Genomic DNA, 12,374 nt, shown 5'->3' on the forward strand with positions numbered 1-12,374 from the left:
TTCAGGGCAAAAACTCGTGCGGCGTCGCGCCAAGAATCGCCCGGAAGGCCGCGGTGAAAGCGGCGGGACAGGAAAAGCCGAGCTGGTAAGCGACCTGCTTCACCGGAATGCCGTTAGAGAGCAGATCCAGCGAGGCGCAGATGCGTGCCCGCTGCTTCCAGCTTCTGAAGCTAAAACCGGTGTCGCGGATAAACTGGCGCGAAAAGGTGCGTTCCGACATCGCTGCAATATGGGCCAGATCGCTTAGCGACGCGTCCCAGCGCTGACCGATCAGTAATTCATTGGCGGCGCGGGCGAGGCGTTCGTCCTGCGGCAGAGGCAGCTCAGCGGCAAGGTGTTCTGTTTCGCTGAGGATCTCCAGCAACAGCAGCGCCATTCTCCGCTGGCTTGGCGCTTTATACTCATGGCTGAACAGCCCCGCAATCAGCTCTTTCACCAGTGGCGTCGCGCCAATCACATGCACCAGTTCGCTCTTGGTGAAGTTGCTGCATTCCGCAATCAGCGAGCGGCTGAAGTAGAGGGTGCGCAGGTCAGTCTGCGAGAGCAGCGTATAGCTATGCTCCTGTAACGGCGGCAGCCATAATGCGCGCTGCGGCGGGATCACCCAGCGCCGCTCACCGGTTTCTACCAGCAACACGCCACGGGTGGCAAACAGCAGTTGTCCTTCCAGATGGTAATGGGGCGGATCGATCTCTCCGCGTTGATAACCTCTGGCAAGGTTTGACCAGCCAATGGCGTCGTCATGTCTTGGCGCTTTATCTATGCTGTTTGGCATTTGAGATTCAAAACCTGCATTTATGATTGGCCGGGTTATATCACCCCATCGCAATCTGGAGCAAACATCAATGCGGGTTCATTTTATCGTTCATGAAAGTTTTGAAGCGCCCGGCGCCTATGAAAGCTGGGCGCAGCAGCGCGGTTACCCGGTTAGCTACTCCCGCGTCTATGCGGGCGATGCGCTTCCGGCCACGGCTGACGCCTTTGACCTGCTCATTGTTATGGGCGGCCCTCAGGATCCGCATACCACGCAGGCGGAGTGTCCCCATTTTGATGCCCGTGCCGAGCAGGCGCTTATTGCTGCGGCGATCGCGGGCGGAAAAGCGGTGATCGGCATCTGCCTGGGGTCGCAATTAATTGGCGAGGCGCTGGGCGCAGCTTTCGCACATAGCCCCGAGAAAGAGATCGGTAAATTCCCCATTACGCTGACGGCGGCGGGCAAAAATCACCCGCTGTTTGCCCATTTCCCTGAAACGCTGGCGGTCGGGCACTGGCATAACGATATGCCGGGCCTGACGGCAGACGCGCAGGTGCTCGCTTTCAGTGAAGGGTGCCCGCGCCAGATTGTCGCCTACAGCGATCGCGTGTTCGGCTTCCAGTGCCATATGGAGCTAACACCTGAGGTGGTCGAGCAGCTTATCGCCCACTCCGAAGCGGATCTGAGCCGCGCCGCGCAGTTCCGTTTTGTCGAAACGGCTGACGCGCTGCGCGCCCATGATTACCGCGAGATGAACGATATTCTGTGCCAGTTTCTCGATAAGCTTACGGCGTACTATCAAGGCGCAACGCAGGCGCTGCGCCACTGATCTCATCAAGCGTATCGCGCCCCGCCTCGCGCCACATGCGCAGCAGGCGCTGGCGCGAATGAGGAGCGGCGCACGCAAGCTGCTGCACGCTCTCAATCTGCGCGACGGCGAAGTGGCGAAAATCGCCGCGGGTTTCGCACCATGCGGCGAGCAGCAGATCGCGGGATAAGTAGCCGAGGGCGAAAGGCCAGATCACCCGCTCACTGGTGTTTCCCTGGCGGTCGGTATAGCGAATGCTCACTTTCAACTGTCGCCGGATGGCAGCACGCAGCCCGGCAACGTGCTCGCTTTCCACCGCCGTTTCTGCCCTTCCCACCAGCAGCGTGGCGTGTTCAAACAGCGATTGCATCGGCGGCGGGATGCTCTGCATCACTTTGCCCGCCACCTCGTTGGCCGCCTTACCAATCTCCGCATCGCCATAGGTCGCCACCCAGCGCAGGCCGAGCGCCAGCGCATCCAGCTGCTCCGGGGTAAACATCATTGGCGGCAGAAGATAGCCCGGAGCAAGCACATAACCGGTGCCCGCTTCGCCCTGAATATCCGCACCCTGCGCGCGCAGCGAGGCGATATCGCGATAGAGCGTGCGCAGGCTGATGGACAGCTCCTCCGCCAGGCTTGCGCCGCTCACCGGATAGCGGTGGCGGGCAAGGATTTGCAAAAGCGCGAGCAATCTTCCGGCACGCGCGGGTCCTGATGCTGACATGTTTTGTCACTCCTCCCTGCGATAGTCATCTCCCCATTACCTTGAGGAGAGAAGTGCCCAATGATACCGAATTTATTCATCCTCTATGTTTCCGACCCACAGCGCAGCAGCGATTTTTACCAGACGCTGTTCCAGCAAGCGCCCGATGTGGTGCTGCCCACCTGGGCGGCGTTCTCTTTTGCCAACGGGCTGAATCTCGGATTGTGGTCCACCCACGCCGCGGATTTTCTCTCCGGTGGCGAAGGCAACCGCATGGAGATGAGTTTTATGGTGCAGGATAGCGCGGCAGTTGATGCGCTTTACCAGCAGTGGCTGGCGCTGGGCGTTGAGATCGAGCTGCCGCCCGCGCAGGCGGTTTTCGGCCGGACCTTTGTCGCCCGCGATCCGGACGGCCACCGCATCCGGGTTTGCATTCCGGATTAAGCGGGCTGTTCGCAGCCCCAGGAGATGGTATTGTTTTTATCCCTTACCGGATGTTCGCCGGGCTTAGCGCATGATGCCCGGTGAATGCTCCCTATAACGATAAAAAGGATCAACAATGCAACGAAACCTCGCCTGCCTGACACTCGCTATTTCCGCCCTGCTCGGTGCCTCGACGCTGCCCGCGTTGGCTGCGCCGCTTCCGGTCACGCCGGATCAATCGGTGCCGGTCAGTCACTACATTACGCAGCTCAACGCTGATAAGAGCGTCACCTTTCGCCTTTTTGCACCGGGCGCAAAGCGCGTCTCGGTGGTAACCGGCTCCAGCCCGGACAGCTATGTTTCACATGATATGCGTAAAGATGAGCGCGGCGTCTGGTCGTGGAAAAGCGAGGTGCTGACACCCAACCTCTATGAGTATTACTTCGACGTTGACGGCTTCCGCTCGGTGGATACCGGCAGCCGTTTTCAGAAGCCACAGCGCCAGGTAAACACCAGTTTGATTCTGGTGCCGGGCTCGATGCTTGACGATCGCGCGGTGGCGCATGGCGATTTGCGGACGGTTACCTACCACGCGAAAGCGCTGGGGGCCGAGCGCCGGATGTATGTCTGGACACCGCCGGGTTATGACGGCAAAGGCGAGCCGCTGCCGGTGCTCTACTTCTATCATGGCTTTGGTGATACCGGCCTGTCGGCGATTGACCAGGGTCGCCTGCCGCAAATCATGGATAACCTGCTGGCGGAGGGGAAAATCAAACCGATGCTGGTGGTAGTGCCGGATACGGAGACGGATATTGCTGCGGCGATCCCGGAGAACTTCCCGCCGAAAGAGCGGCGTAAGGCGTTCTATCCGTTGAATGCGCAGGCCGCTGACCGTGAACTGATGCAGGACATTATTCCGCTGGTTGATAGCCGCTTTAACGTGCGCAAAGATGCCGACGGGCGCGCGCTGGCGGGCTTATCGCAGGGCGGTTTCCAGGCGCTCTACTCCGGTATGCACCATCTTGAGCACTTTGGCTGGCTGGCAACCTTCAGCGGCGTGACCACCGCAACGGTGCCGGATGCCGGAATTACCCGCCAGCTTGATAACGCGCAGGCGGTGAATAAGCAGCTGCACAACTTCACCGTGGTGGTCGGCGAAAAAGACTCCGTTACCGGCAAGGATATCGCCGGGCTGAAAACGGAGCTGGAGAGCAAAGGCGTCCACTTCGACTACAAAATGTACCCGGGCCTCAATCATGAGATGGATGTCTGGCGCCCGGCCTACGCCGAGTTTGTGCAGAAAGTGTTTAAGTAACGGCAAGCGCCTTCTCATCCCCCGGGAAGGCGCTAATTTGCCCCTGCTGCTTGCCTGAGATTTTTGCTATCGCGCGCTGGCGGCTTGCCGAAAAGGCGCGCGTATTCACGGGTAAACTGCGTCAGGCTTTGATAGCCAACCTGCGCGGCAACTGCGGCGACGTTGCCGGGTCGGTATAACAGCAAGCTCCGCGCTTCATATAGCCGTAGCTGCTTCTGGTACTGCAACGGCGTCAGGCCGGTGCTGGCTTTGAAGCGCCGGTGAAAAACAGAAAGACTCATTCCCGCAAGACGCGCCAGCTCGGCAATACGCAGCGGCGAAGCAGAGTGGGCTCGTATAAAAGCGATTGCCGCACGCAGCTTCGAGAAATGGCTCTGAATATCCACCGCCTGGCGCAGGCTCTCTCCCTGCGGCCCTTTCAGAGTGCGAAAAAGGATTTCGCGCTCCAGCAACGGGGCCATCACCTTTATCTCCTCTGGCCGATCGCTGAGGCGCACCATGCGCAGCCAGGCATCTAACAGTGCCTCACTAACTGTGCCGATAGCAAATGCCGGGGCGGTAGGAACTTCTGCGCTAAGCGGCATCTGGTGCAGCAGGTCGCCAAGAAGAGTGAAATCGAGGGTCAGGCGCACCGCCAGATAGGGCTCTGCCTCACTTGCCGCAGGGATATAACCCGTTGCGGGCAGATCAAAAGAGGCGCTAAAGGCCTGCCCGGCTGAATAAGTAAGAAGCCGATCACCTACGCGCAGCGTTTTTTCTCCCTGCACAATCAGGCTAATAAAGGGGGGATAGACCTCGGCGGGCAGCGCTGAAGGCCGCGTGACTTTAAAGAGGTCGACACGGGGAATCAGGGTGCTTGTCATCCCCTCCCCTGCTTGCTCTGCCACCTGATGGCGCAGCGCATTGAGTAACGCGTTCATCTCACCCCTCTTCATTTTCCGCACCCTGAGACTGGCAGCATAAAAGCATAATCAGGCAAATAGTAGACAGGATTGTGGCCGCAGGGCAAACGCTGAGTGGCTACTCTTTTGGCAATGTTCGCAAAAGAGGACGGGATCGATGGAGATTAAGAACGCAGTTGTGGTTATTACCGGCGCATCCTCCGGGATTGGTGAAGCGACCGCGTGCGCTGCGGCGCAGGCGGGTGCCCGCATGGTGCTGCTCGCGCGGCGCAAATCGCGATTAGATGCGCTGGCGGCGGAGTGCGGTAATGCGCTCGCTGTGGCGTGTGACGTAACGCGCCCGGAGGAGGTAAAGCGGGCAATTGAGAGCACGCTTGCCACTTTCGGCAGAATTGATGTGCTGGTGAATAACGCCGGGCAAGGATTGTACGCCGCGATTGATGAGATTACGGAGACGGATTTTAAGGCACTGCTGGATCTCAATCTCGTCGCCCCGCTGATGATGATGCAGGCCGTGATCCCTGCTATGCGCCAGCAGGGCGCGGGCAGCATTATTAATATCAGTTCCGGCGCAACGCTGGCGGCATGGCCTGGTTCAGCGGCCTACACCAGTTCGAAAGCGGCGCTCAATATGCTCTCCGACGTTGCGCGCCTTGAGCTAGCAGACGCGGGGATCGCCGTTTCCACCCTGCTACCCTTTATGACGCGCAGCGAATTTTACCACGCGGTGAAGACGGGCCAAGGGCAGGCCAGCGCGCAGGAAGCGCAGAGCGCGTCGTTTATCCACGCGCCGGAACAGGTCGCCCACGAGATCCTGGCGCTGATAAAAAGCGGCGCGGCGCGCGGCGATCTGGTGCCGGTAGAGTATGGCGGAAGCTATCGCGGGTAAGAAGGTTGCGCCCAGGCGAAGAGAATAGGTTGAACTCGCAGGCCTGGCAGGCTAGCCTGCGTCAACAAATACCCTCTTCTAAAACACAGGTAATGTCGGTAATGGCTTTAATCCCTAAAAACTACGCGCGGCTGGAAAGCGGCTATCGTGAGAAAGCACTCAAAATCTATCCGTGGGTATGCGGGCGCTGCTCGCGGGAGTTTGTTTACTCCAACCTGCGTGAATTGACGGTTCATCATATCGATCACGATCACACCAATAACCCGGAAGATGGCAGCAACTGGGAGCTGTTGTGTCTGTTTTGCCACGATCATGAGCACTCGAAATACACCGAAGCGGATCAGTATGGCACTAACGTAATTGCGGGAGAGGATGCGCAAAAAGATGTGGGCGCGGCGACCTACAATCCGTTTGCGGATTTAAAGTCGATGCTGGGCAAGAAGAAGTAAGGTTGAGTAAAACGAAGGCATAAAAAAACCCGCACATGGCGGGTTTTTTTCATTATCAGTTGCGCTTACTGCTCAGGCTATCGCCGTCATCGCGGTTGTAAGGCTTGCTGATAATCAGCGCGGCTTACAGGGCAGTAACGTTGCCAGCTGCAGGGCCTTTAGCGCCGTTTTCGATGGTGAAGGAAACTTTCTGACCTTCATCCAGGGTTTTGTAGCTGTCGCTCTGGATTGCAGAGAAGTGTACGAATACATCTTTGCTGCCGTCGTCCGGAGTGATAAAGCCAAAACCTTTATCAGAGTTGAACCATTTTACTAAACCAGTCATTTTATTAGACATAGATAATTCCTTGATAGATGAGCCACTTAGCGCGGCGATAATGGCCTGTAATTAGAGAGTATCTTATTTGGCACTTAGGAGGAGGCTCACGAAGAAGGGTATCTTTGGATAACTCTTGAACTGAGGACTGCTTTACTAAAACTGCTTTCATAAGGTCTGTCTTCCAAACCGATGGCGCTATTAAGACACAGCAAATTTCTTTTGGCAACGTTTAAGTTTAATTATTTTAAACGCTTACACACCTGGACGGCTGTCTGCAGGAGCCGGAAGGCTTGAGTGGCGCGGCTTCAGCCGCTTAAGCCAAACGGCAAACTTTTGGTATTTATCGTCTCATTCAGGAACGTTTTTGCGAACTTAAACGCTCCCTCAATCATCTGCATGTTCACATTATCCCCCCTTAAATATAGGGGTATACTCCCGCCCGCAGTTCGATCTTGTTATGGCGAGGCTCCTGAGCAAAAACAAGTTACCGCCCTGATGGTGTCGAGAGAGACCACACAGGGAAATACAGGCATCCATCGAATCAAGGTGTTGCCAAGGTAACTTCCGGCGTGTTTATCGCGGATACGTTGCTCAGTGCTAAAACCGGGACGTAGGGATCTTCTTCTATATCTTCCTGTTTTGTTCGCCCTGTAAGCAGTTTTCTATAGGGAACGTTGTATGTCACATATTTATACTCACGGCGCACACTATCCAGAGGCGCATCAGGCTAGCGATAAGCTTGCCCACTATATGTCTGCCGACTTTATTGCACTCTCTGACGATTTGACCGTTGAAGAGGGTCGCTCGACATTTCTGCAACAGATTAGCGATGACTATTTTCCGACATACGTGTTTATCGTATGCGGTGCGATGCTGCGCGGCGCTCTGCCCATCAGAGCGTTATTGCAGGAGGAGAATGTCGCGAAGCCCATCACCTCTTTAATGACCAGCGATCTGGTTCACGCCGCGCCTGATGATACGCGCCATGAAACCGCCCGGCTGATCGAAAGCCGGGGGATGACACTGATTCCGGTCACAGAGCACGGCAGGCTGGTTGGCTGTCTGGCAGAGAAAGAGATTGCGCACCTGCTCGCCGATGAAGCGACAGAGGATGCCCAGCGCCAGGGTGCAACCTTGCCGCTGGAAAAGTCGTATCTGGAGATAAGCCCGGTCGGATTATGGAAAAAACGCGCGCTCTGGCTGTTACTGCTGTTTGTCGCGGAAGCCTATACCAGCAGCGTGATCCAGCACTTTGAAGAGGCGCTGGAGTCGGCGATTGCGCTGGCGTTCTTCATTCCGCTGCTGATCGGTACGGGGGGCAATAGCGGAACGCAAATCACCTCTACGCTGGTGCGTGCGATGGCGCTGGGCGAAGTCAGGATGGCCGACATGGGCCGGGTGATCCGTAAAGAGATGACTACCGCGCTGATGATTGCCGTCACCCTTGCCGCTGCCGGATGCCTGCGCGCATGGATGATGGGCATCGGCCCGGAGATCACCTTAATTGTCAGCCTGACGCTGCTATGCATTACGCTCTGGAGCGCGGTAGTCTCCTCCGTGATCCCGATGGTGATTAAACGCGTCGGTATCGATCCGGCGGTGGTCTCCGCGCCGTTTATTGCCACGCTGATAGACGGCACCGGCCTGATTATCTACTTCAAAATTGCCCAGTATTTTCTTGGGCTGAGCTGAAATAACTTCACTCTTCTCTCTTTCCTGAACGCGCTGGCTTAATCCGTCGGCGCGTTCCCTGCCCCCCCCAATTTTCGGCGCATTCATTGCGCATCAAGACGTGCTATCGTCAACCGTTAACAGACTGTTAAAAAAGGTTTTATGATGAGCACGCTCGAACAATTAAAAGCAAAGTACCCCGGCGCGCAGGCGTGGCAGATCGGCGACAGCCCGGCGCTGGCTGATGAACTGGCAACGTTAGTCGCCAGCGGCATCAAAACCGCCTCCTGCGGTGCATTCTCTTGCTGGCAGGCAGAAGATCCCGCGCCCAAACTGGGCAGTTACAATATTATTCTTAACGGCCAGGATGAGCCGGTGTGCGTGATCCGCATCATCTCGCTGCGCCTGACGCGCTTTTGTGATGTCACCGAAGCGTTTGCCCGTAAAGAGGGTGAAGGCGACTTAAGCCTCGAATACTGGCGCAAAGAGCATCAGCGCTTTTTCAGCGCAGCCGGGATCTTCTCTGAAGAGATGGAGCTGGTGGCGGAAGAGTTTGAAGTCGTTGAGTGTGTTTGAATGACGCCGCATTGCGCGGCGTTTACTTAATCTACCGCCATAAAATCTTTTACACACTCTATAGCCCCATTAATAATGGGGCTATAATTTATTGTGGCTAATATAGAAAAATAATTTAGTAATTATTATTAAATAGCATTACTTTGCGTAAGCTTATTTTCTAATTGCGACTCATTATCATAAATATAATCACCACCCGGCTTATTATTCAATTATTAAAACCCAGAAAATAAAATTAAAGGGATGATTATCGGCAAGAGAAATGAAAACTTTATGCTTTTTGCCAAATAAAAATAAACCATTAAGCGAAGTGAACCCTTTCGGTCAACCCTTGCCAATCAACAGGCACAACTAACTGATTTTAATAAAAATTAAATATTCATTTTAATTAGAAAATTTAAACAATTTACTTCATGGACAATTAACAATGTGTACCTATAATTCACCTGTCGCCAGATTTCTTTAAATTAAAACCCCCGAAATATAGGGGGGTAATTTTTATCGTGAGCGCATTAACCATTTTATTGATGCCATTTAAAACATTACAATCACCAGGGTAAAAATGAAAAACCTCTTAAATAAAATTAACCTCTCCACGAAGTTTATGGTGCTGGGTATCATTTCGCTTCTCCTCTTTGCACTGCCGACTGCTTTATTTGTAAATGAAAGCAGCCAGAAAGTGCAGGCCAAACAGGTTGAATTGAAGGCGATTCCGGTTGAGAAAAAACTGTTGAAGCTGCTTAACCTGATCCAGCGCCACCGCGCCGAGTCCGCTATTGCGGTTACGCAAGGGAACCCTGCTTATCCGCCGCGTATTGCGCTGCGTGACCAGATCAATGTGCTGGCTGATGAGATCAGAAAAGATATCGCCGCTGAAAGCCCGGAGGCACACCCTTTACAGCAGCTCGATAAGGTCAATCAGCAGTGGCAGGCGCTGCAAAACCAGATCGACAGCCGCAGCCTGACCGCGCCGGAAAGCCTGGTCTCTCATGCTGCGCTTATCCGCAGCCTGCTGGACTTTAATATCGACGTGCTGGATTTTTATGGCCTGTCGCTGGATCCTGATTTAGATACCTCGCAACTGATTACGGCGGCGCTCTTTCACCTGCCGGAGCTGACCGAGACCCTGGGCCAAATCCGCGCCAGCGGCACCTCCCTGCTGGCGAAGAAAGATGGCATCAGCGAGACCGACAATGCCCGTATGGAGTTTCAGATTGGCAACGGCGAAAAAGCGCTGCAGCTGTTTGACGTCGGCATGAAGAAATACCTGGGCGGTAACGAAGAGATTCGCAACCTGTTTGGCCGTAAAACGGAAGGTGCCGTTCAGGGCGCTGCGCAGGCGCTCTCTACTGCCCGCGAAATCTTTATTACCCATTCGCGCCCGGCGATGGCACCGACGGAGTATGTGGCGATCTTTACCGAAGCCATTAACAACTTCACCGTGCTGGGTAACGGCATGAGCGATGAGCTCTCGCAGCAGTTAACTAAACAGATTTCGGCGCAGCGTAGCGCACAGATCACCCTGCTGGCGGTGCTGATCTTTAGCGCTCTGCTGGGTATTGCCCTGACGGTATTTATCATTCGCTCGATTACTGGCCCGGTTAATGAAGCGGCGCGCATCGCGCAGGAAGTGGCAACGGGCGATCTCACCTCCCGTATTGCCGTCACCGGCAGTAATGAGATGAGCGCGCTGTTGCAGTCCCTGATGAAGATGAGCGAACACCTCTCATCGCTGGTAAATGATATTAAGAACAACGCCGTGACCATTGCGACCTCCTCTGAAGAGATCGCCAGCGGCAACAGCGATCTCTCCTCACGCACCGAGGAGCAGGCCGCTTCGCTGGCGCAGACTGCCGCCAGTATGGAGCAACTCGCCTCGATTATTCAGCAGAATGCGGACAACACCCGCCATGCCGCGTCGATGGCAGGCTCGGCGACCAGTGCCGCGCTGCTTGGCGGTGAAGCGATGGAGTCTGTGCTGGCCTCGATGCACAAGATCAGCAACAGCGCCGGTCAGATTGAAGAGATCATCGCGGTGATTGATGGTATCGCCTTCCAGACCAATATCCTGGCGCTGAACGCCGCAGTTGAAGCGGCCCGCGCGGGCGAGCACGGTAAAGGGTTTGCCGTTGTCGCCTCCGAGGTGAGAGCCCTGGCGCAGCGTTCGGCTGTGGCAGCAAAAGAGATCAAAGAGCTGATTGAAAACTCGGTGAGCGATGCGCAGTCGGGCATTAAGATGGCGGAAAACGCCGGTGACAAAGTGAAGCAGAGCGTCAGCGCAATCGAGCAGACCTCAATGCTGATCAACGAAGTCTCCGCCTCTTCTGCCGAACAGAGCTCCGGGGTGTCGCAGATTAATATCGCGGTAAGCCAGATGGATCAGGTGACGCAACAGAACGCCGGGCTGGTTCAGCAGTCAGCCTCTTCGGCAGACGATCTCGCCGAGCGCGCGGCGCGCCTGCGCCAGCTGGTTGCCGTCTTCAAAACGCAGTAACCGTCTGCTGCTCAGAATGAACCCGTTCTGAGCCGTCGACTCCGACGCCGCCCGCATCGCCTGGCGGCGTCCTCTCCTCCTCCTGTTTCACCGCCCGCTTTTTATCTCCTGCGCCAGGGTTTGCAGCGTCGCCTGCAACCAGCTTGTCGCGCCTCGCTTGCCGCTGCGTTTATGGGAGTAAATCTTCACTTCAAACGGCGCGATGTCGAAAGGTAGGGCAAAGAGCGTGATATCCACGGCGGGCATCACTTTCTCGGCGGCAAAACGCGGGATCGCCATCAGCAAGTCGCTCCGGGCGACGATAAACGGCGCGCTCAGCATCGACGGCGTTTTAAGCGCTATCTGCCGCGTGTACCCCATCTGCTCAAGCTGTAAATCAATCACCCCCTGCTTCTCATTCCACGGCGTCACCACCAGATGCCGCGCCGCAAGATAATCCTCAAGGGTCAGCGCGGAGCGGCTCTTATTACTGATGACGACATACTCATCCCTGAACCAGTCGATCTCATCCAGCTCGGGATGGCGAACCTCATCCGGCGTGCTGAAGCCCAGCGCCAGATCGATCTCTCCGGCCAGTAATTCAGTGAGCGCCGGGCTGTGCGGGAGATAGATCAGGTCAAAACCGAGACCGGGCGCGTCGTATTGCAGTTTTTCCATCAGCGCGGGGAAGATGCAGAAGGCGGTGAAATCGGTGATGGCGATCTGCAAACGCTCCGTCGTAGTAGCGGGTGAGAACTCCGGCTGCGGCGTCAGCTCCTGATTAAGGAATTTCAGCGCCGAGGCGATCGAGGGCGCGAGCTGGGTGGCATAGACGCTGGGGCACATGCGGTGCCCTTCCCGGTAAAAGAGCGGATCGTTGAGCGCGGTGCGCAGCCGTGAGAGCGCATGGCTTAGCGCCGAGGTGCTCATCGCCAGTTCATCCGCCGCAAGGCGCACCGAACGGTAACGGTACACGGCATCAAAAACCGGCAGCAGATTGAGATCAAGACGCCGTAGCGCCGGATGCATAATATTCATCATTGTGTGATTTCATTGCACTTAATTCTTCTGACGATACCCCTTATGCTTAGC

The 12,374-nt window shown here is 55.8% G+C and carries 13 protein-coding genes and 1 riboswitch; of the genes, 8 read left to right on the plus strand and 5 right to left on the minus strand.

Annotated elements, in window-relative coordinates:
* Window position 1 precedes the first annotated feature (1 nt).
* Window positions 2-775, minus strand: coding sequence for a helix-turn-helix transcriptional regulator (locus IAE48_RS02835; RefSeq protein WP_128482459.1), 774 nt, complete (start codon window positions 773-775; stop codon window positions 2-4).
* A 70-nt stretch (window positions 776-845) separates the two neighbouring features.
* Between IAE48_RS02835 and IAE48_RS02840 the strand changes: the two genes are divergently transcribed.
* The gene (locus IAE48_RS02840; RefSeq protein ID WP_200133398.1) at window positions 846-1,583 is read left to right on the plus strand and encodes a type 1 glutamine amidotransferase; all 738 of its coding nucleotides are present in this window, start codon (window positions 846-848) and stop codon (window positions 1,581-1,583) included.
* Here IAE48_RS02840 and IAE48_RS02845 read toward each other — a convergent pair.
* A complete protein-coding gene (locus tag IAE48_RS02845; RefSeq protein WP_042716256.1) occupies window positions 1,540-2,286 on the minus strand; it encodes a YafY family protein in 747 nt (248 codons plus the stop codon). The genes IAE48_RS02840 and IAE48_RS02845 overlap by 44 nt on opposite strands.
* Window positions 2,287-2,346: 60 nt before the next feature.
* Between IAE48_RS02845 and IAE48_RS02850 the strand changes: the two genes are divergently transcribed.
* Both IAE48_RS02850 and IAE48_RS02855 read left to right on the plus strand, forming a co-directional pair.
* Window positions 2,347-2,709 (plus strand): VOC family protein, encoded by a 363-nt coding sequence (locus IAE48_RS02850; protein ID WP_200133399.1) that lies wholly within the window; start codon window positions 2,347-2,349, stop codon window positions 2,707-2,709.
* A 115-nt stretch (window positions 2,710-2,824) separates the two neighbouring features.
* Window positions 2,825-4,003 (plus strand): alpha/beta hydrolase-fold protein, encoded by a 1,179-nt coding sequence (locus tag IAE48_RS02855; RefSeq protein WP_200133400.1) that lies wholly within the window; start codon window positions 2,825-2,827, stop codon window positions 4,001-4,003.
* Between the two features lie 32 nt (window positions 4,004-4,035).
* Here IAE48_RS02855 and IAE48_RS02860 read toward each other — a convergent pair whose 3' ends face one another.
* Window positions 4,036-4,923 carry an AraC family transcriptional regulator gene (locus IAE48_RS02860; RefSeq protein WP_200133401.1) on the minus strand — a complete coding sequence of 296 codons (888 nt, stop codon included), beginning with the start codon at window positions 4,921-4,923 and terminating at the stop codon, window positions 4,036-4,038.
* A gap of 139 nt (window positions 4,924-5,062) precedes the next feature.
* On the opposite strand from IAE48_RS02860, the gene IAE48_RS02865 reads away from it, so the two are divergent.
* Both IAE48_RS02865 and yajD read left to right on the plus strand, forming a co-directional pair.
* Entirely contained in the window at window positions 5,063-5,794 is a 732-nt protein-coding gene (locus tag IAE48_RS02865) for an SDR family oxidoreductase (RefSeq protein WP_200133402.1), read from the plus strand.
* Between the two features lie 101 nt (window positions 5,795-5,895).
* The gene (gene yajD / locus IAE48_RS02870) at window positions 5,896-6,243 is read left to right on the plus strand and encodes an HNH nuclease YajD (RefSeq protein ID WP_023479696.1); all 348 of its coding nucleotides are present in this window, start codon (window positions 5,896-5,898) and stop codon (window positions 6,241-6,243) included.
* Between the two features lie 124 nt (window positions 6,244-6,367).
* Here yajD and cspA read toward each other — a convergent pair whose 3' ends face one another.
* Window positions 6,368-6,580: an RNA chaperone/antiterminator CspA gene (gene cspA / locus IAE48_RS02875; RefSeq protein WP_023479762.1), complete on the minus strand. Its 213-nt coding sequence runs from the start codon at window positions 6,578-6,580 to the stop codon at window positions 6,368-6,370.
* Window positions 6,581-7,006: 426 nt separating this feature from the next.
* Window positions 7,007-7,185: riboswitch (M-box (ykoK) riboswitch) on the plus strand.
* Between the two features lie 55 nt (window positions 7,186-7,240).
* On the opposite strand from cspA, the gene IAE48_RS02880 reads away from it, so the two are divergent.
* From IAE48_RS02880 to IAE48_RS02890, 3 genes are all read left to right on the plus strand, one after another.
* Window positions 7,241-8,254 carry a magnesium transporter gene (locus tag IAE48_RS02880; protein WP_232045305.1) on the plus strand — a complete coding sequence of 338 codons (1,014 nt, stop codon included), beginning with the start codon at window positions 7,241-7,243 and terminating at the stop codon, window positions 8,252-8,254.
* A 144-nt stretch (window positions 8,255-8,398) separates the two neighbouring features.
* Entirely contained in the window at window positions 8,399-8,809 is a 411-nt protein-coding gene (locus tag IAE48_RS02885) for an ASCH domain-containing protein (RefSeq protein WP_200133458.1), read from the plus strand.
* Window positions 8,810-9,371: 562 nt separating this feature from the next.
* Window positions 9,372-11,303: a methyl-accepting chemotaxis protein gene (locus tag IAE48_RS02890; RefSeq protein WP_200133403.1), complete on the plus strand. Its 1,932-nt coding sequence runs from the start codon at window positions 9,372-9,374 to the stop codon at window positions 11,301-11,303.
* A gap of 87 nt (window positions 11,304-11,390) precedes the next feature.
* On the opposite strand, the gene IAE48_RS02895 is transcribed toward IAE48_RS02890, so the two are convergent.
* Entirely contained in the window at window positions 11,391-12,323 is a 933-nt protein-coding gene (locus IAE48_RS02895) for a LysR family transcriptional regulator (RefSeq protein WP_200133404.1), read from the minus strand.
* Between the last annotated feature and the right edge of the window lie 51 nt (window positions 12,324-12,374).

The sequence above is a fragment of the Kosakonia sp. S57 genome, from assembly GCF_016516575.1.
In the GTDB taxonomy this organism is placed as follows: domain Bacteria; phylum Pseudomonadota; class Gammaproteobacteria; order Enterobacterales; family Enterobacteriaceae; genus Kosakonia; species Kosakonia cowanii.